The organism is Stenotrophomonas sp. YJH_SMC_12-1 (assembly GCF_059370935.1).
Window position 1 is genome coordinate 80,535 of sequence record NZ_JCAFUD010000001.1, and the last position, 21,255, is coordinate 101,789.

General features: G+C 66.3%; 15 protein-coding genes and 1 pseudogene. 5 read left to right on the top strand and 11 right to left on the bottom strand.

What is annotated here, in order from left to right:
• Positions 1 to 104 precede the first annotated feature (104 nt).
• Positions 105 to 434: a hypothetical protein gene (locus AC5P8Y_RS00410; protein ID WP_005413891.1), complete on the bottom strand. Its 330-nt coding sequence runs from the start codon at positions 432 to 434 to the stop codon at positions 105 to 107.
• 239 nt (positions 435 to 673) lie between these two features.
• Here AC5P8Y_RS00410 and AC5P8Y_RS00415 point away from each other — a divergent pair, with 239 nt between their 5' ends.
• A complete protein-coding gene (locus AC5P8Y_RS00415) occupies positions 674 to 1,450 on the top strand; it encodes a HipA family kinase (RefSeq protein ID WP_021202746.1) in 777 nt (258 codons plus the stop codon).
• Positions 1,428 to 1,829, top strand: coding sequence for a DUF3037 domain-containing protein (locus AC5P8Y_RS00420; protein ID WP_049403103.1), 402 nt, complete (start codon positions 1,428 to 1,430; stop codon positions 1,827 to 1,829). The genes AC5P8Y_RS00415 and AC5P8Y_RS00420 overlap by 23 nt, the downstream gene beginning before the upstream one ends.
• Positions 1,830 to 1,952: 123 nt before the next feature.
• On the opposite strand, the gene AC5P8Y_RS00425 is transcribed toward AC5P8Y_RS00420, so the two are convergent.
• The 8 genes from AC5P8Y_RS00425 to ligA all read right to left on the bottom strand — a co-directional run bounded on the left by AC5P8Y_RS00425 (position 1,953) and on the right by ligA (position 14,096).
• Entirely contained in the window at positions 1,953 to 2,435 is a 483-nt protein-coding gene (locus AC5P8Y_RS00425) for an REP-associated tyrosine transposase (RefSeq protein ID WP_049453822.1), read from the bottom strand.
• Positions 2,436 to 2,565: 130 nt separating this feature from the next.
• Positions 2,566 to 5,094 carry a membrane-bound PQQ-dependent dehydrogenase, glucose/quinate/shikimate family gene (locus AC5P8Y_RS00430; RefSeq protein WP_111188241.1) on the bottom strand — a complete coding sequence of 843 codons (2,529 nt, stop codon included), beginning with the start codon at positions 5,092 to 5,094 and terminating at the stop codon, positions 2,566 to 2,568.
• Between the two features lie 131 nt (positions 5,095 to 5,225).
• Entirely contained in the window at positions 5,226 to 7,940 is a 2,715-nt protein-coding gene (gene gyrA / locus AC5P8Y_RS00435; RefSeq protein ID WP_049403106.1) for a DNA gyrase subunit A, read from the bottom strand.
• A gap of 217 nt (positions 7,941 to 8,157) precedes the next feature.
• Complete coding sequence (mtnA, locus tag AC5P8Y_RS00440) at positions 8,158 to 9,222, bottom strand: S-methyl-5-thioribose-1-phosphate isomerase (RefSeq protein WP_049403107.1); 1,065 nt, start codon at positions 9,220 to 9,222, stop codon at positions 8,158 to 8,160.
• Between the two features lie 47 nt (positions 9,223 to 9,269).
• Positions 9,270 to 9,998 (bottom strand): DUF3011 domain-containing protein, encoded by a 729-nt coding sequence (locus AC5P8Y_RS00445; RefSeq protein WP_111188242.1) that lies wholly within the window; start codon positions 9,996 to 9,998, stop codon positions 9,270 to 9,272.
• A 138-nt stretch (positions 9,999 to 10,136) separates the two neighbouring features.
• A complete protein-coding gene (gene epmA, locus AC5P8Y_RS00450; RefSeq protein ID WP_111188243.1) occupies positions 10,137 to 11,093 on the bottom strand; it encodes an EF-P lysine aminoacylase EpmA in 957 nt (318 codons plus the stop codon).
• Positions 11,090 to 11,575 carry a GNAT family N-acetyltransferase gene (locus tag AC5P8Y_RS00455; protein ID WP_005413904.1) on the bottom strand — a complete coding sequence of 162 codons (486 nt, stop codon included), beginning with the start codon at positions 11,573 to 11,575 and terminating at the stop codon, positions 11,090 to 11,092. The genes epmA and AC5P8Y_RS00455 overlap by 4 nt, the downstream gene beginning before the upstream one ends.
• Positions 11,576 to 11,624: 49 nt before the next feature.
• Positions 11,625 to 14,096, bottom strand: a complete 2,472-nt coding sequence (ligA, locus tag AC5P8Y_RS00460) for an NAD-dependent DNA ligase LigA (protein WP_181453287.1) — start codon at positions 14,094 to 14,096, stop codon at positions 11,625 to 11,627.
• Between the two features lie 273 nt (positions 14,097 to 14,369).
• Here ligA and AC5P8Y_RS00465 point away from each other — a divergent pair.
• Positions 14,370 to 15,494: pseudogene (locus AC5P8Y_RS00465) on the top strand (pyridoxal phosphate-dependent aminotransferase).
• Positions 15,495 to 15,612: 118 nt separating this feature from the next.
• On the opposite strand, the gene zipA reads toward AC5P8Y_RS00465, so the two are convergent.
• Together zipA and smc are read right to left on the bottom strand one after the other, a co-directional pair.
• The gene (gene zipA, locus AC5P8Y_RS00470; protein WP_005410225.1) at positions 15,613 to 16,353 is read right to left on the bottom strand and encodes a cell division protein ZipA; all 741 of its coding nucleotides are present in this window, start codon (positions 16,351 to 16,353) and stop codon (positions 15,613 to 15,615) included.
• A gap of 46 nt (positions 16,354 to 16,399) precedes the next feature.
• Positions 16,400 to 19,903: a chromosome segregation protein SMC gene (gene smc, locus AC5P8Y_RS00475; RefSeq protein ID WP_111188245.1), complete on the bottom strand. Its 3,504-nt coding sequence runs from the start codon at positions 19,901 to 19,903 to the stop codon at positions 16,400 to 16,402.
• 311 nt (positions 19,904 to 20,214) lie between these two features.
• On the opposite strand from smc, the gene AC5P8Y_RS00480 reads away from it, so the two are divergent.
• Together AC5P8Y_RS00480 and AC5P8Y_RS00485 are read left to right on the top strand one after the other, a co-directional pair.
• Positions 20,215 to 20,802, top strand: a complete 588-nt coding sequence (locus AC5P8Y_RS00480; RefSeq protein ID WP_080356440.1) for a hypothetical protein — start codon at positions 20,215 to 20,217, stop codon at positions 20,800 to 20,802.
• A gap of 9 nt (positions 20,803 to 20,811) precedes the next feature.
• Positions 20,812 to 21,246 (top strand): hypothetical protein, encoded by a 435-nt coding sequence (locus AC5P8Y_RS00485; protein ID WP_049403113.1) that lies wholly within the window; start codon positions 20,812 to 20,814, stop codon positions 21,244 to 21,246.
• Positions 21,247 to 21,255 lie beyond the last annotated feature (9 nt).

The following is a 21,255-nucleotide window of genomic DNA, read 5'->3' on the forward strand; positions in this document are numbered from 1 at the left end:
GGGTTGTCGTGAATGGGCCGGAAGGACTAGTGGCCGGATGGGGCAAAGTGAGCCAAGCCCGGCAGGCCGGCAACGGGCCGGCATCTGCCGGGCGTGGCCTGGCACTACTGCTGCGCGTGCAGGTCCCAGGTGGCCAGGTAATCGGGATCGACCACGATCATGCCGCTGGTGCGCATGCGGTACTCGCCGGGCTCGGCTGGTTGGTACTGGTCCAGCATCGGCGGCAGATAGCGCTCGTGGCCATCATTCTCGTCGGCCAGCACCACGCCCTCGTCGGCGCTGATGCGCAACACCGTGCCGGCGTACTGCTCCAGCCCCTTCACCTGGCCGTCGCCGCCATAGCGGGTGACCCCGACCAGGACGACCTTGCCGATCATTTCTTCCGCCTTGGCATCGTCCAAGGTCGGCAGAATGGGAGTGAATTCGTCGCTCATCGGTGCACCTCCGTAGCCTGCAGGACATCGTGGATGAGGTTTCCGCTTCGCAGTGCGCGTCGCTGGCAGCCGAGCAGGTACCCAGCCTGGAGCCTCTGCATCGAGAGTGCCAGTACGCCCATGAACCCAAGGGTTCCTGTAGCAGGATGCTGCCATCGCAGGCGGAAGGGACAGGTGAAGGCCGAAATCGGTCCTCGCCGGTCAGAGGGTTGCGCCTGCACCCACGCTAGAATGCACGCATGCGCACCGTACATGCCCTCCGCTACATCACGCCCTTGCGGGAAGGTGGCTCCCTGCCGGCCGTGGTCGAGACCGACGACGACGGCATGGCCGTGCTGAAGTTTCGTGGCGCCGGCCAGGGCCCGAAAGCGTTGATCGCCGAGCTGATCGCCGGCGAGATGGCACGCACGCTGGGCCTGCCGATTCCGGAAATCCTGTTCGTCGAGCTGGACCGCGAGTTCGCCCGCACCGAGCCCGACCCGGAAATCCAGGAGCTGATCCGCGCCAGCGAAGGCCTGAACCTGGGCCTGGACTACCTGCCCGGTGCGATCAATTACGATCCGGCGGCAATGCCGGTGGATGCAGACCTGGCCTCGCGCATCGTCTGGTTCGATGCGTTCACCAGCAATGTCGATCGCACCACGCGCAACCCGAACCTGATGGTGTGGCATCGAAAGCTGTACCTGATCGATCACGGTGCGGCCATGTACTTCCATCACGACTGGGCCAACGCCGGCGATGCGTGCGAAAAGCCGTTCGTGCTGATCCGCGACCATGTGCTGCTGTCGTTCGCCAGTCGCATCGCCGAGGTGGATGCCGAGCTGGCCGCGCGCCTGACTGATGCCGAGATCGAGCGCATCGTCGGCCTGGTGCCGGACAGCTGGCTGGTCAACGAGCCGGCGTTCGACAGCCCCCAAGCCTACCGCCAGGGTTACATCGATTATCTCAAGCACCGCCTGAAAGTGCGTGCGGTGTTCGTGCAGGAGGCCATCCGTGCCCACGCTGCACACGTATGACTACGCGATCATCCGCGTGGTACCGCGGGTGGAACGCGAGGAGTTCATCAACGTCGGGGTGATCGTCTCCTGCCCTGGCGCGCGCCATCTGGAAGCGGCCATCGAGATCGATCCTGCGCGCCTGCAGGCCTTCGCGCCGGCGCTGGACCAGGAGGCGCTGCAACCATGGCTGGATGCGATCGTGGCCATCTGCCGCGGCGACGCCAGCGCCGGGCCGATCGCGCAACTGCCCGCGCGTGCCCGCTTCCACTTCCTTACCGCCAAGCGCAGCTCGATCGTGCAGATGTCGAGCACGCATGTGGGCCGCACGGCGGACCCTGCGGGTGTGGTGGAACACTTGATGACGAAGATGGTGCGGGTACCGGCACCTAGCGCGTAGCGGCGACTGGTAGAGTCGACTGTTAGTCGATTAACGCACGCAGTGCGGGCTCTTCGGCGGCATTGAGAAAGGCAGTCGACTAACAGTCGACTCTACCGGGTCGACTCTACCCGGTCGGTTCCATCACCATGCGCGTTCGCCTGCCAACTCAAGCTCGCTCAACGGCCAGCGGCACCATCCATACGGATGGTCACCGATCTGCGCGGCAAGACCGGCTCGAACGGGATTTGCCAGAATGTAGCAAGCGTGCCTGTGCAGCGACGCGTCACTGCGGATCGCATGATCGTGATAACCCGCCTGCCAGATTGCACCCTGGCTCCCTCGCCGCCGGTTGATTGGAAAGCTGCTGCGCGCCTTGAAGCGCTGCACGCAGTAGCCCAGCGAATGGCCACGTAGTTGAGCCAGCCAGTGGATGTGATCCGGCATGATCACCCAGGCAAACGATGCAGTCAGGCCTTCCCGATCCATCGATCCGAGGAGCTGCATGGCAAGGTCGGCATTGGCAGGGCTATCGAAAACGCGATGGCGGTTCCGGCACACCATGGTGATGGTGTAGACGTTGCCGACTATGGATCGGCGGCCGGCAAGCAGTTGAGGGCTGGGCATGAGTTCGAGAATGCCCGCCAGGATGGATGCTCGACATCGGTTCACTGCCAACGTCAGGATCAGGGACCATCTCGATGCAGCGTCCGGGGATGTGGAGTCGGCTCTACCCGGCCGGTTTTACCCCGTCGGCCTACCTGGGCAACGCAAACGCCATCACGTAATCGCCGTTCGGGGTTTCCATGAAATGGTGGCCGCCAGCCATGATCACCACGTACTGGCGCCCGCCCTGCTCGTACACCATCGGGTTGGCCTGGCCGCCGGCAGGCAGCTTGGCGTGCCACAGTTCCTTGCCGGTCTTCAGATCGATGGCACGCAGCAGGTCATCGGTGGCGGCGGCGATGAAGATCAGGCCGCTGGCGGTCACTACCGAACCGCCGTTGTTCGGCGTGCCGATCTCGATCGGCAGGCCGGAACGGATGCCGAACGGTCCGTTGCCGCGCGCACTGCCAAACGGTCGGTCCCACAGCAGCTTGCCGGTGCGCAGGTCGATGGCACGGATACCGCCATAGGGCGGCTGCTTGCACAGCAGGCCGGTGAACGGCAGCCGCCAGCCGGCGTTGACCTGGATGGCGTAGGGCGTACCCACCTGCGGGTCGCCCGCGCCTTCGGCACCGCCCTTGTCGAACCGGACCTTCTCGCGTGGCAGCCAGCCCAGCCGGTCGGCCTCCGCGCGAGGCACCAGCCGGTTGTAGTTGGGCATGTCGTTGTAGTTGGCCACGATCACGCCGCGGCGCGTATCGATGGATACGCTGCCCCAGTCCGAGCCGCCGTTGTAGCCGGGGTACTCGATGGAATGGCGCTCGCTGCTCGGCGGCGTGTAGAACCCTTCGTAGTACGCCTTGCGGAACTGGATGCGGCAGACCAGCTGGTCAATCGGGGTGATGCCCCACATGTCACGCTCGGTCAGGTCATGTTCGCGGCGCAGCGTGTGGTACAGCGAAAACAGCTGGGTCGGAGAACGCTGCTCGGGTTCGACGCCGCCGACCGGTACCTTGCGCTCTTCGGCCGCGGTCAGCAGCTGGCCGTTGCGGCGATCGAGGATGTACATGTCGCCCTGCTTGGTCGGCAGCAGGATCGCCGGCACCTTGCCCGCCGCCGTCGGGTAGTCGATCAGGCTGGCCTGCGACCCCAGGTCGTAGTCCCACACATCCTTGCGCACTGCCTGGAAATGCCAGACCGGCTTGCCGGTGGCCACGTCGATCGCCACCAGCGAGGTCGCGTAGCGGTTCTGGTTCTCCGTGCGCGAGCCACTCCAGTAATCGCCCGCGGCATTGCCCAGCGGCAGGTAGACCAGGCCCAGCGCCTCATCACCGGTGGCCGTGGTCCACATGTTGGGCGTGCCCCGCGTGTAGGTCTGCTCGCGCGGAGGCAGACCGCTGCGCTCGGGCTGGTCCATGTCCCACGCCCAGCGCAGCTTGCCGGTGATGGCGTCGTACGCCTGGATCACGCCCGACGGCGCATCGCGGCGCTGCCCATCCAGCACCTGGTGGCCGGTCACGATCACGCCGCGCACGATGGCCGGCGGCGAGTTGATCGACACGTAACCGGGTGGCACCTCGCCCATGCCCAGGGTGATGTCGACCTGTCCGTTGTTGCCGAAGTTGGCGCAGGGATGGCCGCTGTCCGCGTCCACCGCGATGATGCGACCGTCCAGCGTGCCTTCAATGATGCGCGCCCAGCACGCCGGACGACTGCCCGGTGCAGCGCTGCGGGTGACGCTGGGCGGCGGCTCCGGCAGGGCCAGATCGGCAGCGACATCGGCCAATGCCGCGTCGGCAAGGGTCGGCGTGCTGGGCTGCTCGTAATAGCTCACACCACGACAGGCAGCGGTATAGGGAATCGAAGCATCCTTCACCTTTGGATCGAACCGCCACAGTTCCTTGCCGCTGGCAGCATCAAGCGCGATCAGGCGGTTGCGTGCGGTGCACAGGTACAGGCGGTCGCCGATCTTCAGCGGCGTGGTTTCGGCACCCCAGCGCTTCTTCGGCATATCCCCGGTACGGAACTGCCAGGCCGGTTGCAACGTGGCCACATTGGCCGGGGTGATCTGCTGCAGCGGCGAATAGCGGGTGCCCGCATTGCTGCGGCCCCACGCCGGCCAGTCGCCCTCGGCGGGCTGGTCAGCCGGCTGCAGGCCCGTGGTATCCCGCGTAGGTTCCAGTCCGGCGCTGACTGCGCCATCCGGGAACGGCAGGTGCCCGTCCACTTCCCCATGCGGGGCAAAGGCCAGGCCGAAGGCGGCCACGAACACAAGCATCAGCACGCCCGCCACGCTGCGCGACAGGCGTTTTGAAACCGGCTCGCGCAGCGTCGGCGCCAGCAGCGCCAGCACGATGCCGAGCGCGGTCACCAGCCCGAGCCGCGGTACCCAGCGCCAGTAGTCGCTGCCCGATTCCCACCAGGTCCACAGCAGCGTGCCGATGAACACCAGCGCATACAGCAGCGCGCCGCTGCGGCGGTTGCCGAACAACAGGATTCCGCTGGCCAGCAGGCCGAGCCCGGCGATGGCGTAGTACGCCGAGCCGCCAAGGCTGAGCAGCCACGCACCGAGGCCACCGATGACCAGGCCGAGCACGACCAGCAGCAGCGACAGCACGGTGACGAGGGGATGCCGGGAGGCGCGGACGGGAGCAGGAGCGGACTGCGGCGTGGCGGACATCGTCGATCTCCGGGGGCAGCATGCGCCGTTATCCCACCGCCTGCGTGAAGCGCGCGCGTATGCGTGGCATCCGGATACGACGACGCCGGCACAGGGCCGGCTTCGTCGGGTACCTCAGGCTCGCGGCAGGATCACTCCTGCGCGGCGTCCTCGCTGCTGGCAGCAGCCGGTGCGCCGTCGGCCGTGGCCGGGGCGGCGGCAGCCACCTCGTCCTCGTCCTCGTCGATCGAGGCATCCATGCGCTCCACCGCCTGCAGCTTCTCGTCCTTGGAGAGGCGGATCAGGGTCACGCCCTGGGTGTTGCGGCCGACACGGCTGATTTCCGAGCCACGTGTACGCACCAGGGTGCCGCCATCGGAGATCAGCAGGACTTCGTCGCTGGAGCCCATCAGCACCGCGGCGACCAGCTTGCCGTTGCGCTCGGTGGTCTGGATGCCGATCACGCCCTGCGTACCACGGCCCTTGCGCGGGTAGTCCGGCAGCGGGGTGCGCTTGCCATAGCCGTTCTCGGTGGCGGTCAGGATGTACTGCACGCTGGCGTCGTCAGCGCCGTCGATCACCGCATCGCCATTGGCGGCGGCTTCTTCGACACCGTTGTCGTCCTCGTTCTCGTCCTCGATGCCACCGGCACTTTCGGCCACGATCAGGCTGACCACTTCCTCGCCGGCCGGCATCTTGATGCCACGCACGCCGGTCGCGGTACGGCCCATCGAGCGGACCTTGTCCTCGCCGAAGCGCACGGTCTTGCCGTTGGAGGCGAACAGCAGGATGTCGCGCTGGCCGTCGGTCAGGCCGACGCCGACCAGTGCGTCGCCCTCGTCCAGGTTGATCGCGATCTTGCCGCGGGCCAGACGGAAGGCGAACTCGCCCAGCGGGGTCTTCTTGACCGTACCGTTCTTCGTGGCGAAGAACACGAACTGGCCATCGGCGTACTCGCGTACCGGCAGCACGGCCTGCACGCGCTCGCCGGGTTCCAGCGGGATCCAGTTGATGATCGGACGGCCACGGGCGTTGGAACCGGCTTCGGGCAGCTGGTAGACCGGCAGCCAGAACACCTTGCCCGAACTGGTGAAGGTCAGCAGCGTGTCATGCGTGTTGACCAGCCACAGCTGTTCGATGAAATCCTCTTCCTTGGTCGCCGCCGCACTACGGCCACGACCACCACGGCGCTGCGCGCGGTACACGCTCACCGGCTGGCGCTTCACGTAACCGGCATGCGACACGGTGACCACCACGTCTTCCGGCGCGATCAGGTCGAGGATGTCCAGGTCTTCTTCGCTGTGGCGGATCTCGGTACGACGCTCGTCGCCGAATTCGGCCTTCACACTGACCAGCTCTTCGCGGATCACCTGCAGCAGGCGGTCGGGATCTTCCAGGATGTGGATCAGCCCGGCGATCACTTCCAGCAGCTGCTTGTACTCATCGGTCAAGCGGTCCTGCTCCAGCCCGGTCAGGCGGTGCAGGCGCATTTCCAGGATCTGGGTAGCCTGGATCTCGGTCAGCTGGTAGCCGCCCTCGATCAGGCCCACGCCCTTGGGCAGGTCTTCCGGGCGCGAGGCTTCGGCGCCGGCGGCACCCAGCATCGCACCGACCAGGCCCGGCTCCCACACGCGGGCCAGCATGCGCTCGCGTGCTTCGTTCGGGTTCGGCGAGGTCTTGATCAGTTCGATCATCTCGTCGATGTTGGCCAGCGCGACGGTCAGGCCTTCCAGCACGTGGGCACGGGCGCGCGCCTTGCGCAGCTCGAACACGGTACGGCGGGTGACCACTTCGCGACGGTGGCGGACGAACGCCTCCAGCATCTGCTTGAGGTTCATCAACTGCGGGCGGCCATCGACCAGCGCCACCATGTTGATGCCGAATACCGATTCCATCTGCGTCTGCTGGTACAGGTTGTTCAGCACAACCTCGGCAGATTCACCGCGCTTGATCTCGATGTAGATGCGCATGCCGTCCTTGTCGGACTCATCGCGCAGCTCGCTGATGCCTTCGATCTTCTTTTCCTTGACCAGCTCGGCGATCTTCTCGATCAGACGCGCCTTGTTCACCTGGTAAGGAATTTCAGTGACGATGATCGATTCGCGGCCGTTGTCGGCCACTTCGATATCGGCCTTGGCACGGATGCGCACGCGGCCACGGCCGGTGCGGTAGCCGGCGACGATGCCGGCGGTGCCGTTGATGATGCCGGCGGTCGGGAAATCCGGGCCCGGGATGTACTCCATCAGGCCGTCGACGTCGATTTCCGGGTTGTCGATCAGCGCGATGCAGGCGTTGATCGATTCGCTCAGGTTGTGCGGCGGGATGTTGGTCGCCATGCCCACCGCGATACCAGCCGAACCGTTGACCAGCAGGTTCGGGAACCGGGTCGGCATGACCGTCGGCTCCAGTTCCTTTTCGTCGTAGTTGGGCTGGAAATCGACGGTTTCCTTGTCGATGTCCGCCATCAGCTCATGCGCCAGGCGCGACATGCGCGCTTCGGTGTATCGCATTGCCGCGGCGGAGTCGCCATCGATGGAGCCGAAGTTACCCTGGCCATCGACCAGCATGTAACGCAGCGAGAACGGCTGTGCCAGGCGCACCAGCGTGTCGTACACCGACTGATCGCCATGCGGGTGGTACTTACCGATGACGTCACCGACGATACGCGCCGACTTGAAGTAGGGCTTGTTGCTGTGCGCGTTGAGTTCATTCATCGCGAACAGCACGCGGCGATGCACCGGCTTGAGGCCGTCGCGCGCATCCGGGAGCGCGCGGCCCACGATCACGCTCATGGCGTAATCGAGGTAGCTCTTGCGCATCTCGTCTTCCAGGTTGACCTGGATGATTTCCTTGGCGGTTTCTGCCATTCGGGTTCCGTTGTCTGGTAGCGGTCCAGTCCGGCGCAGCCCCCTGCGGGAGGGGGTCGTGCCGGAACCTCGATTCAACCTGCGGATATTACCACAACAGGCCGTTTTCCGCCTCCCTTTACGGGTATTTTACCTGCACAAATCAGGAACTTAGGGGGTTGCCGGCCCGCGGCCGGCACCACCGGGGCGGAGGTCACGCGGCCCCTCCCCCCGCGCGTCAGCCGCCGAAGGCGGCGCGCATGTTCTCCGGGGTCGGGTTCAGGATCACGCCGCGCTCGGTCACGATGGCGTCGATCAGCTCACCCGGGGTGACGTCGAATACCGGGTTCCAGGCAGCGATGCCCTCTGCCACCGTGCGGGTGCCGCCCACGCCGTACAGCTCGCCCGGATCGCGCTGCTCGATCTCGATCTGGCTGCCGTCCACGGTCTCCATGTCCACCGTCGAGGACGGCGCCACGACCATGAACTTCACGCCGTGATGGCGGGCGGCGATGGCCAGCTGGTAGGTCCCGATCTTGTTGGCGGTATCGCCGTTGGCGCAGATGCGGTCGGCACCGACGATCACCCACTGCACAGCGCCGGTCTTCATCAGGTGCGAGGCGGCCGAATCGGCGATCAGCGTGGCGTCAATGCCATCCTGCTGCAGCTCCCACACGGTCAGGCGCGCGCCCTGCAGCCACGGACGGGTCTCGCCAGCGAACACGCGGGCAATGCGGTGCTGGGCCATGCCGGCGCGGATCACGCCCAGCGCGGTGCCGAAGCCGGCGGTGGCCAGCGAGCCGGTGTTGCAGTGGGTCAGCACGCCGCTGCCGGCTTCGATCAGGCCTGCGCCCAGCGCGCCCATGTGGCGATTGGCGGCCAGGTCTTCCTCGGCGATGGCCTGCGCTTCGGCCTCCAGCTTCGCCTTCCAGTCAGCACCGGCGGCATGCAGGCAACGGCGCATGCGCGCCAGCGCCCAGGCCAGATTGACGGCAGTCGGACGCGAAGCGTTCAGACGCTGCAGCGCCGGTTCCAGCTGCTGCAGCGCGTGCGCACCGTCTGCAGCCTGCACGTCACGTGCGGCCAGCACCACGCCCCAGGCGGCGGCGATGCCGATGGCCGGCGCACCGCGCACGGTCAACGCGTGAATGGCTGCAGCCACTTCGTCACTGTCATGGCAGACCACATGCTCGACCACGAACGGCAGCTTGCGCTGGTCCAGCAGTTGCAGGGCATCGCCGGTCCACAGGATCGGGCGGATATGGTCGTAACGGGCGTAGTCGATGTCGGAGGCAGTGTTCATGGGCCCATTGTAGGGCCACGCCCCCCGGGGTTGGAGCCCGCCCGGGCTCAATTCACCGAGAACTCGGCGCGGCAGCCACCGTCCACCCAGATGCCGTTGCGGTTCCAGCCCCAGGTACTGCCTTCCTCGCACGGGGTGCTGGACAACTGTTCGGTGACGACGGCGCCGACCGAAATGCTCGCGCCGCAGAAACGGCGCTTCTTCGACTTCGATTCACAGGTCAGCCGGCGTGGTACGTCAACGAATCGGCCGTCCTCGTCAGCCACTTCGAAATCCCCCTGGCAACCGCGGCTGGTCCAGACTTCATTGCGCTTGTAGCCCCAGCCCTGCCCTTCGCGGCATGGCAGCGCCGACAGCTGGCGCAGCAGGCGCACTGGCGCGCCATCCAGGCGCACCGGGCAGCTCTGCGGGCGACCATTGGATTCACAACGCACCACGCGGCGGACCAGGCGCTTGCCCTCGCTGGCTACCGGTGCGCCAACCGCAGCGCGGCGTGCGCGGAACTCGGCGCGGCAGCCCAGCGTGACCCACACGCCACTGCGGTCGGTGCCCCATTCGCTGCCACGGATGCAACTGCTGTTGGAAAGCTGGCGCACCAGGTCGACGCCGTTGCTGACATCGATATCGCAATGCACCCAGCCCATGTCGCGTGATTCGCAGGTCACCACTTCACCGTCGTAGCCGGCCTGCTGGGCAGATGCCGATGACGGCAGCCAGGCACCCCAGAGCGCGATGGAGTAAACCGGTGCAGCGACAACCGCAAACCACTTGACCAAAGCCTTCCCCAGCAGGAATGGATGAACTGCGTGCCAGTGTCCGGCATCTGCCGTGATAAAAGCATCATCCTGCTTACCGAAGCAAGCGCGGAATCGCGGAATTCCGTTCAGTCTTTGACGTTCAGGAACGCAGGTCGCTCATGCGTGGGCAAAGTCGTAGGCCAGCACGTCGGCAATGCGCGGCGTGCGGTTCATCGCCATCAGGAGGCGATCAACCCCCACCGCCACGCCCGCGCACGCCGGCATCGATGGCAGCGCGGCCAGCAGCGCCTCGTCCAGCGCCGGCTGCACCTGGCCACGTTCATGGCGTCGCTGCAGGTCACGCTGGAAGCGCGCGCGCTGCTCGTGGGCGTCGTTCAGTTCGTGATAGCCGTTGGCCAGCTCCACCCCGCCCAGATACAACTCGAAACGCTCGGCCAGGGGTGGTGTACCGGCACGGATGCGCGCAAGCGCCGCCTGGCTGGCCGGCCAGTCATGGACCACGGTCATCACTGCGTCATCAAACTGCGGCTGGATGCGATGGGTCATCAACAAGTCCAGCCAGTCATCGCGGGTCAAACCGACCGGATCGATGTGCACATCACCCAGCGCGGCCCGCAATGCAGCCTCATCGGCCTTGAACGGGTCAACGCCCACATGCTGCTGGAACAGCTCGCGGTAGCTCAGCGCGCGCAGGGTCGCACTGCGCCCGACCAGCGCCAGCGCCTGGCCGACCAGCTCGGCGGTCTCCTGCACCAGGCGATGATGATCCCAGCCAACCCGGTACCACTCCAGCATGGTGAATTCCGGGTTGTGGCGGCCGCCCGCCTCGCCATTGCGGAACACGCGGCCCAGTTCGTAACAGTCACCCACGCCCGCCGCCAACAGGCGCTTGAGCGGATACTCCGGCGAGGTGCGCAGCCAGCGGCGGCGTCCGCCGGCATCGACATGGCCGGTGAAATCGGTATGGAAGCTGTCGATGTTCGGCTCGGTGTTGCCGGCCACCGACAGGATCGGCGTTTCCACTTCCAGCACATCGCGTTCGGCGAAGAAGCGGCGCACCAGCGCATTGAGCGCGGCGCGCTGCTGCAGCGCGCGCAGCAGGGCCTCGCTCACAGGATGCCCTCCGGGCGCGGGTGGTCCAGCGGCAGGGTCAGCAGATCGCGGGTGTCATCGATGTAACCGCTCGCCAGATAGAGGCGACGGGCCAGCTCGTTGTGGTGGTTCACTTCCAGGCGCAGGCGGCTTACGCCGCGGCCCCGTGCCCGCTGTTCGCAGATGGCCAGCGCCTGCTTGCCGCGGCCGCGACCACGCGCACGATGGCTCAGGTACAGCTCGTCCAGCAGCATGAAGTGGCCGCCCTGCTCCAGGCTGAAGCCCATCGCGATCACTGCGTAACCGACCACCTCGGCCGCCTCGTCCAGCCACAGCAGCACTTCGCCGTTGCGTGGGTCGGCCAGCAGCGCATCCACGCCGCGACGCACGCGCGCGTCGTCGAAGTCGATCCTGTCTTCGGCATAGAACTCGCGCATCAACGCGATCAACAGTTCTTCGTCGGCACGGGTGGCCAGGCGGAAATCCAGTGGGGCAGTCTGCATCGGTGTTCCTTTGTGCTTCATGCCGGGTGCCGGGCACCCGGTGGCGTCATCATTCGTGTTCGGCAAGATAGGCCAGCAGGCGGTCCTCATCCCACACCGGCACGCCCAGCGACTGTGCCTTGTCCAGCTTGGAGCCGGCCTCGGTACCGGCAACCACGAAGCTGGTCTTCTTCGACACACTGCCGGAGACCTTGGCACCCAGCGCTTCCAGGCGTTCCTTGGCGGCATCGCGGGTGAGCTGGGCCAGGGTGCCGGTCAGCACCACGGTCTGCCCATCCAGCGGACCCGCCACGATCTCGGCCAGCGCCGGCGCCTTGGCCAGGATCTCCCGCATCGCGTTCTCGGCGGCCAACAGCATCGCACCGTGGCCATCAGCGTCCAGCCATTCGGCCAGACCGCGCGCGGTGTCATCGGGCAGACCGGCGTTGACGAACTGGCCATGCTCGGCATCGAGCACCGCCTGTGCGCCGGGAAGCGCAGCCACCAGCTTTTCGGCGCGCAGGCGGGTGATCCCGGGGATCTCCGACTCGACCAGCAACTGCGCCAGATCCAGCCCGTCGCGCAGCTTGGCACTGGGCGCATGCACGTCGCTGATGCGCACCTGGCCGACCTGCAGCAGGTCATCGATGGCCTGCTGGTTGCCCTGCTGCTCGAAGAAGTGGCCAAGCGAACGCGCCACTTCGCCACCGATGTCCGGCACACGCTTGAACAACGGCCACGGCAGGTGGCGGATCAGCTCCAGGTCACCGAACCACTGCGCCAGCGCCTTGGCCGTGCTCTCGCCCACGTGCTCGATGCCAAGCGCGAACAGCACGCGCTCCAGCGTGGCCGCACGGCTGGCGTCGATCGCTGCGATCAGGTTGTCGGCCCACTTGGTGGCGATCTTCTTCGTGTTCCATTCGAAGCTGGCCGGCTGCGCCAGCGCCTGCGCGCGCCAGCCCGGATCGTTGCCGTCCAGCTTGAGCACCGCATTGAGCACCGCACCACTGCCCTCGGCGGGAAGGTGCAGCTTCAGCGCCGCTGCCAGCGCCGACGGCTCCTCGGCGTCCAGCACCAGCTTCAGGTGCAGCAGCGTATCGCGGCTGAGCCGGTACAGGTCGGCCACGCTCTTGACGATGCCCGCGTCGACCAGGGTTTCGATGTACTTGTCGCCGAGACCGTCGATGTCCATGGCGCGGCGCGAGGCGAAATGGGCAATGGCTTCCTTGCGCTGCGCCGGGCAGGACAGTTCGCCCGAACAACGCCACGCCGCCGCCCCCTCCTCACGCACGATCTCCGAGCCGCACACCGGGCAGCGCGTCGGCATCTGCCACGGCGTGGTGCCCTGCGGGCGGCGGTCGAGAATGACGCTGACCACCTCGGGAATCACGTCGCCAGCGCGGCGCACGATCACGCTGTCGCCGACGCGCACATCGAGGCGCGCGATCTGGTCGGCATTGTGCAACGTGGCGTTGGACACGATCACGCCGGCCACAGCCACCGGCGCCAGTCGCGCGACCGGCGTGGCAGCACCGGTGCGGCCGATCTGGATCTCGATCGCCTCCACCGTGGTGCTCTGTTCCTGCGCGGGGAACTTGTGCGCGATGGCCCATCGCGGCGCACGGGAGACGAAGCCCATCGCCTGCTGACCCGCACGGTCATCGAGCTTGTAGACCACCCCGTCGATGTCGAACGGCAGGCCGTCACGCTGTTCGCCGATCATGCGGTAATAACCGAGCAGGCCGTCGGTGCCCTCCACCACTTTGCACAGCGCGCTGACCGGAAAACCCCACGCCCCGAGCTGGGCCAGGGTGCCCGAATGGGTGTCCGGCAGCTCGCCGCCCTGCACTTCGCCGGTACCGTAGGCGAAGAAACTCAACCTGCGCTGCGCACTGATCTTCGGGTCGAGCTGGCGCAGCGAACCGGCCGCCGCGTTGCGCGGATTGGCCAGCACCTTGCCGCCCTGCAGGCGCGCACGTTCGTTGTAGGCCTCGAAGTCGGCGCGGGCCATGTAGACCTCGCCGCGCACCTCCAGCACATCCGGCCAGTCCTTGCCGTGCAGGCGCTTGGGAATGTCACCGATTTCGCGCAGGTTGGCGGTCACGTCCTCGCCGGTACTGCCATCGCCACGGGTCGCGCCAAGCACGAAATGACCGTCCTCGTAGCGCAGGCTGATCGCCAGGCCGTCCATCTTCGGCTCGGCCGAGAACCGCAGGCTGCGACGCCCCAGGCGCTCATCGATGCGGCGCACGAAATCGGCCACTTCCTCGTCGCTGAAGGCATTGGACAGCGACAACATCGGTACCGCGTGGCGCACTTCCGGGAAGCGGCCAGAGGGGCGCGCACCGACCTGCTGGGTCGGGCTGTCGGCACGGGCCAGTTCCGGGTGCTCGCGCTCCAGCGCTTCCAGCTCGCGCACCATCCGGTCGTAGTCGACGTCGGGGATCTCCGGCGCGTCCAGCTCGTGATAGGCGCGGTTGGCCTGGGCGATCTGCCGGCGAAGGTCTTCGGCGCGTTCGGCGGGGCTGGGGCTCATCGGGATCCGGTGGTTCTGGGATGACCGGGGATTCTACCGCGCCCAGCCGTCAGGCCCTGTAACGCCGCCGCCTTTGCAGCGTCGAGCGTGCTCGACGGCCACTCCCCGCTCCGGCAGGTGCCAACCTCCCCCCGCTCCGGCAGGTGCCAACCTTCTTCCTCGTTCCGGTAGGTGCCAACCTTGGTTGGCACATCTGCATGGCGCGACGCCACAAAAGCAGCTTGCCGCCCACCCTCGCCGGCGCTAGCGTGCGACGGTCTGCCCTTCGGAATCCTGCCCGTGCCCCTGCCCGCTTCCCGTCGACGCTTCCTGCAACTGGCCGGTGCCGGCCTCGCCGTCGCCGGCAGCGGGCTGCCGCGACTCGGCCATGCCCAACCCGCGACTGCCGCCGCCCCCGCCCCCGCCGAGGGCGCGGTACTGCTGAACTTCAACGAATGCCCCTAAGGCCCCTCGGCCGCAGCCCAGCAGGCCGCACGCGACAGCATCGCCGGTTGCGGCCGCTACCGTTTCGCACTGGCCGGTCAGGTGCGCGACGCCTTCATCGAACAGGCGCGCATTCCGGCTGATCACGTGCGGCTCTATCCGGGCTCCAGCGAACCGCTGAACCGGGCCGCCGTGCTGTGGACAAGCCCGCAGGCGGGACTGGTGGTGGCCGACCCGACGTTCGAGACGCTGGGCGAGGTCGCCGCCGCACACGGTGCATACGTGCAGAAGGTGCCGCTGCGCAACGATGGCGCACATGACCTGCGCGCGATGGTGGCCGCCGCACACGCGCGCCCGACCGGCCTGCTGTATGTGTGCAACCCGAACAACCCGACCGGCTCGATCAGCCCGCCGGATGAGCTCGCCTGGCTGCTGGCCCACAAGCCCTCGTCCACCCGCGTACTGGTCGACGAGGCCTACCTGCAGTACAGCGAGCAGCCGAGCCTGATCGCGCAGGTGGCGCAGCGCGATGACCTGATCGTGTTGCGCACGTTCTCCAAGCTTTATGGCATGGCCGGCCTGCGCCTGGGCGTGGCGGCCGCACATCCCGACCGCCTGCGCGAACTGGCCAGCCTGGGCGACAACCCGCTACCCGTGCCAGCACTGGCCGCGGCACTGGCCAGCCTGCAGGATCCTCAGTTGATCGCGCAGCGGCGCCTGCAAAATGCCAAGGTGCGGCAGGCCACCATCGGGTGGCTGGGCAAGCGTGGTTTCAGCTGCGTGCCGTCGGAAGCGAACTGCTTCGTGGTGGATGTGCAACGCGACGGTGCCGCCTTTGCCAAGGCGATGGCAGACAACGGCGTGATCATTGGCCGCAGCTGGCCGATCTGGCCGCAGCGCGTGCGCGTGACCGTCGGCACCGAAGATGAAATGGCCGCGTTCCGCAGGGCATTTGCCAAGGTCGCCGGCGTACCGGCCTGACCCTGTTGGTGGGGGCGAACCTTGGTTCGCCCCATCCACGCATAGCGTGGATCTACTGTTGTGGGTGCCGACCGTTGGTCGGGGTGGGTGCCGACCGTTGATCGGCACACCATGGCGCTCACCAGCGCGGGGTCTTGGTCAGCGGCGGCGCCTGGTGCTGGCGATCATAGGCACGCAGTTCGTCACGGATGTGCGCGATGCGCTGCCGGCCGAGAGCATTGCGGCTGTCGTCCAGCACCACGCCGTCGAGCAGCTCGGCCATGCGCTGCACGGTGGGCAGCATCTTCTCCCAGGCGTCCAGCGCGGTCAGCGGCGCCGGCAGGGTCAGGAAGAAAGCGATGGCCGGGGTTTCCATGGCGCGGATGTTGGCCATGTCGAAGCTGCCCGGCTTCATGATGCTGGCCATCGAGAAGATCGGGCCGCGCTCGGGGTGGCCTTCCACCAGGCGGTGGAACACGTTCATGTGGCCGAATACCAGGCCGGTCTTCTCCGCCGCCACCACGATGTCTTCGCCACGCAGCTGTTCGCCGGCGCGAGCGGCCACGAACAGCGACACGATCTTGTCGAAGTCCTGGGTGGCGCGCTTGCCAAGGTCGCTGGCCGCGCCGGCGTCGGTGTCGGCCAGGCCAAGCTCGGCCTGCTCGCCTTCCGAGCCCATGCCAGGCTCTACGCGGCCATCGGCCACAGTGACGCCATCATCGCCCAGCACCGGCTCGCGACGCTCGCCGCCGGTCGGTTCCGCGCTTTCCACGCGACGCCCCTGGGGCTTCTTCTTCGGACGGCCAAACAGGAAGATCGCAGCGATCAACAGCAGGCCGGCGGCCAGGATGCCGATGCGCAACAGTGCCGTGTCGGACATTCGATAGGTTCTCCGGCTAGTTCATTCAGGTAATTAGGATGGCACGTCAGGCCGCGCCCGCCAATCGTGCGGCTTCTTCCAGGTCCACGCTGACCAGGCGGCTGACGCCCGGTTCGCGCATGGTCACGCCCGACAGCTGGTGCGCAGCCTCCATCGTCGCCTTGTTGTGGCTGACGAACAGGAACTGCACCTTCTCGCTCATTTCCTTGACCATGTTGGCCAGGCGACCGACGTTGGCTTCATCCAGCGGTGCGTCCACCTCGTCCAGCAGGCAGAACGGTGCCGGATTCAACTGGAAGATAGCGAACACCAGCGCTACTGCGGTCATCGCCTTTTCGCCGCCGGACAGCAGCGAGATGCTGGACACGCGCTTGCCCGGCGGGCGCGCCATGATGGTCACGCCGGTGTCGAGCAGGTCTTCACCGGTCAATTCCAAGTAGGCGTGGCCGCCACCGAACAGGCGCGGGTACAGCGCCTGCACGCCGGCGTTGACACGGTCGAAAGTGTCCTTGAAGCGGCCGCGGGTCTCGCGGTCGATCTTGCGGATGGCATCTTCCAGGGTTTCCAGCGCTGTGGTCAGGTCGGCGTGCTGCGAATCCAGGTAGTCCGAGCGCTGCGAGGCCTCGCCGTACTCGTGGATCGCGGCCAGATTGACCGGCTCCAGCCGGCGCATGCGGCCATCGATCTGGTGCACGGCCTGCTCCCAGTCGCCCAGGCGGGCATCCTCGGGCAGTGCGTTGAGTACGTCCTGCAGCACGAACCCGGCCTTTTCCACCGCCGCCTGCAGGGTATCCGCGCTGAGCACCAGCGCCTGCTGGTCGAGCTTGCGCTGCGAAATACGCTCACGCTGGGCCAATGCCTGTTCGTCGCGCTGGTGGCGGGTCTGTTCGTAGTTGCGCAGCTCGGCGTCGATGCCGTCCAGCAGCGTGCGCGCCTCGTTCAGCACGCGATCAGCGCGCACGCGCTCTTCCAGCGCATTCTGGTGTTCGGCCTGCAGCGCTTCGACCGGCGAATCACCTTCGTCCAGCTGCGAATGCAGCTCGCCCAGTCGCGAATCCAACTGCCCGCGCTGGGTGCCCATGCGCTCCAGCGCCTGGCTCAACGAGGCCAGCTGCGCACGCTGCGATTCCAAGGTCAGGGCCAGCGAGTGCGCGCGCTCGCGTACCGCACGGGCGGCGTCGCGAGCCAGGTCGCGCGCCTCGGTCAACTGGCGGCGCTCGCCCTCCAGCCGCTGCCGGGTCGATTCCAGGTCGCCCATGCTGCTGACCGCGTTCTCCAACCGCGAGCGCGCTTCACGCGCTTGTTCGTTGTTGGCTTCAATGGTTTCCTGCAGCTGCTTCAGCTCGCCTTCGATGCGATCGATGCGCGTGCGCGCTGCCTCCACCTTGCCCTGCTGGCCCTGCAGCTGGCCGGCCAGTTCGGACACCGCACGATGGGCCTGGTACAGCGCACGCTGCGCGTCTTCGCGCTGCTGTTCGGCAGCCTGCAGCTGCTCTCGGAAGCCGGCCAGCTGTTCTTCCAGCTCGGCCTCGCGGTCCTGCAGCTGCTCGATCTGCTCACGCAGTTCCTGGATCTCACGTTCGCGCAGCAGCGCGCCCTGCGCGGCGGCACCGGAACGCGATACGCGCAGCCAGCCCTGGCCCAGGCGCTCGCCACTCTGGGTGATGATCGAATCGCCTTCCGGAAGGCTGGCCTGCAGCGCCTTGGCCTCGGACAGATCCCTGGCACCGTGCAGGTGTGCCAGCAGGCGCCGGATCGCTGCCGGGCCACGCACGCGTGCAGCCAGCGAGGTCGGCGCGACCTTCAGGTCCGCGCCATCGTTGGCGACCAGCGCAATGTGGCCCTCGCCCAGTTCGCCCAGCGCGTCGACCAGGCTGGCCGGGTCATCGACCAGCACGCCTTCGATCAACTGGCCGAGCGCGCTTTCCACCGCGTTTTCCCAACCGGCATCGACATCCAGGCGTTCGCCGACACGCGCCGCCGAATCCAGCCCACGCGCCTTCAGCCAGGCCACGGCAGCACCCTGCTCCTGGCCCAGCGCGGCCTGCTGCAGGGTTTCCAGCGAAGCCAGGCGACCGCGCAGGCCATTGGCCTGCTTGCGTAGTTCGGCCAGCTCGTTCTGGCCATTGCGCTGCTGTTCCTGCACCGCCGCCACGCCCTGCTTGCGCAGCTCGACGTCTTCGCTCAGTTCATCCAGCGCGGTCTTCTGCGTGTCGTGCTGCAGGTGCAGCTGCTCGAAGGCTTCTTCCAGCGCGTCCACGTCCAGCCCGGCGCGCTCGGCGGCCAGGGCTTCACGACGCCGGTCGGCATCGAGGATCTGCTTGTCCAGGTAGTCCACGCGCGTGCGCTCGACGTCGCCGGCGCGCGAGGCTTCCGAACTCTGCGAGGTGTGCTGTTCCCAGCGCTGCTGCCAGCTGGCCAGCCGGTCTTCAGCCTCGCGCAGGCTTTCCTGCTTGATCTCGTTTTCTTCCTGCAGTTCTTCCAGCTGCGGGGTGGCAGCCTCTACCGCCTCCCGCAGCACCCTCAGCTTGGCCTCGTCGCCACTGATGTGCTGCCCCAGTTCGGCCAGGGCCTGCTGGGTTTCGTCGCGCGCCTTGTGCAGGCGCTGCGACAGCTCGCGCTGGTGCTGGATCTGCTGCTCCAGCCGGGCCAACGTGCTGCCGACCTGATAGACCGCCGCCTGCGCGGTGTTGAGCGCATCGGCGGCCTCTTCGCGACGCACTCGCGAGGTTTCGATGCGGGCCTCTGCGTCGCGCTGATCGGCGATCAGCTGCTGCAGCTTGGTCTCTTCCTGCGACAGGCCTTCGCGCAGCTTCGACAGGCGCCCATCGAGGCCACGGAATTCCAGCGCCTTCCACTCGGCATCCTTGATCCGGCGCTCTTCCTGCAGGGCCTGGTACTGCTCGGCCTGCTTGGCCTGACGCTTGAGGTGTTCAAGCTGCTTGCTGATCTCGTCGCGCAGGTCACCCAGCCGGTCCAGGTTCTCACGGGTGTGGCGGATGCGGGTCTCGGTCTCCTTGCGGCGCTCCTTGTACTTGGAGATGCCGGCCGCCTCTTCCAGGTACACGCGCAGGTCTTCCGGGCGCGCCTCAATGATCTGGCTGATCATGCCCTGCTCGATGATCGAGTAGCTGCGCGGGCCCAGGCCGGTGCCGAGGAACAGATCGGTGATGTCGCGGCGACGGCACTTGGTGCCGTTGAGGTAATAGTTGCTGGTGCCGTCGCGGCTGACCGTGCGCTTGACCGAGATCTCGTTGAACGAGGCGTACTCGCCGGAAATCGTGTGGTCGGAGTTGTCGAAGATCAGCTCGACCGTGGCCTGCGACACCGGCTTGCGGGCATTGGACCCGGAGAAGATCACGTCGGTCAGCGAGTCGCCGCGCAGGCGGCTGGCCGAGCTCTCGCCCATGACCCAGCGCACGGCGTCGATGATGTTCGACTTGCCGCAGCCATTGGGCCCCACCACGCCGGTCATGTTGGTCGGCAGGTGCAGGGTGGTCGGATCGACGAACGACTTGAAGCCGGACAGCTTGATCGTGGAAAGACGCATGGCGTGATTGGGTTCCAACAGGCGCCCAGAGGGCGTCCGTATTGTGGATGTCAGGTCAGCCAGCACCTCAAGCCATTGATTTCAAAAGAATTCAATGAAGCCAAGGGTGACACAATGGAATGAGTATAACGGCGCGAATGTTCCACGGGCGGGATGACCGGCTCGGAGCGCGCTTGAAATGGGTCCAGATGTCGCTTTGCGCCTGGGGCGACGGATTTCCAAGCCACCGATCAAATCGCAAGTCATTGATATTTATTGATTGTTGGACCGATTCACAGCCCTGCACATCAGAAGCCGTGCAGGATGGGGGCATGCATCGACCGCTTTTATTTACCCCCGCCGACGACGCGATGACCGCTCCCGTGCTCGGCGGGACCGCTTGGCTGGATGCCCTTACCCCTTGGCCAACCAGCATCCATGGACACGCACTGCTTCACCTGGCCAGTTTTCCAGCCGCATTCATTCGAAGCCACGTCGCCGGACTGTACATCGCGCCTGGGCTGAGCATTTCGGTCTTCACGCCTTACGTCACCTCGGGCGAGGATAGATTCGAAGAAGCCATGAGCCATGGTGGCCGCGTAATTGCTCACTGGCCCTGGCATGAACCGACGGTCTCCCCCTGTGTGCCAATTGGACCACGCCGCATTTGCGCCGGGACGGCAATGGATGAGCGCGGAGCACTTCAGGGAACTTCGCAAATTGGAGGACGGCCTTGCTGGCAGCAGGATGACGAATCAGAGGGCCAGGCATTCATCCTTCAGTTCGATGAATTCGATCTTGATAGGGCAGCACCGACGCATCGAGGAATCCTGGTCGGCGGAATGGGTTATCTGTTGCTTGATCGCAACATTCCCTCACCTTCGATGGACTGCGGTCGATTCGTCATCCAGACCACTTGAGAGCTGCCCATGCAGATACAGATCAGCGGCCAGTATGGCGATCCGCCGTCAGGCGCCCTTTTTGCCCCGCTCCAGAGACAACTGAACATCTGCTTCGAGCGTCATGTGAAGGGGAACTATCTTCGATCCATCACCAAATTCGGAATCGTTCTTCGGGTCTCCGGGACGATCTGCACATTCGAACCGGATGGACCAGACCGCTTGATGCTGTTTCTCAAAAGGCAGCTGCTGACCATGGATATGGTCTACGCCTGCCAGCCTTGGAAAACCGTCGATAGGAACGCCCTCGTGTCCGTCGTATCTGCAGATATGGCGACCTGTATCGGCATGATGATCGAACGGGCGCATCGCGCAGGAGAACTTCTGCAACTCGATCAACTACGGACGGACGTTGCCAATGCGCTTGCAGATTTCGGACGCTACTTCCTGGGTGAGGCCGTCTAGCAAGCAGTG

Coding starts and splice junctions, on each gene's coding strand:
- AC5P8Y_RS00415 (WP_021202746.1), top strand. CDS start 674: ATGCGCACCGTACATGCCCTCCGCTACATCACGCCCTTGCGGGAAGGT.
- AC5P8Y_RS00430 (WP_111188241.1), bottom strand. CDS start 5,094: ATGTCCGCCACGCCGCAGTCCGCTCCTGCTCCCGTCCGCGCCTCCCGG.
- AC5P8Y_RS00410 (WP_005413891.1), bottom strand. CDS start 434: ATGAGCGACGAATTCACTCCCATTCTGCCGACCTTGGACGATGCCAAG.
- AC5P8Y_RS00485 (WP_049403113.1), top strand. CDS start 20,812: ATGCAGATACAGATCAGCGGCCAGTATGGCGATCCGCCGTCAGGCGCC.
- gyrA (WP_049403106.1), bottom strand. CDS start 7,940: ATGGCAGAAACCGCCAAGGAAATCATCCAGGTCAACCTGGAAGACGAG.
- AC5P8Y_RS00425 (WP_049453822.1), bottom strand. CDS start 2,435: ATGCCCAGCCCTCAACTGCTTGCCGGCCGCCGATCCATAGTCGGCAAC.
- AC5P8Y_RS00480 (WP_080356440.1), top strand. CDS start 20,215: ATGCATCGACCGCTTTTATTTACCCCCGCCGACGACGCGATGACCGCT.
- smc (WP_111188245.1), bottom strand. CDS start 19,903: ATGCGTCTTTCCACGATCAAGCTGTCCGGCTTCAAGTCGTTCGTCGAT.
- AC5P8Y_RS00455 (WP_005413904.1), bottom strand. CDS start 11,575: ATGCAGACTGCCCCACTGGATTTCCGCCTGGCCACCCGTGCCGACGAA.
- zipA (WP_005410225.1), bottom strand. CDS start 16,353: ATGTCCGACACGGCACTGTTGCGCATCGGCATCCTGGCCGCCGGCCTG.
- mtnA (WP_049403107.1), bottom strand. CDS start 9,222: ATGAACACTGCCTCCGACATCGACTACGCCCGTTACGACCATATCCGC.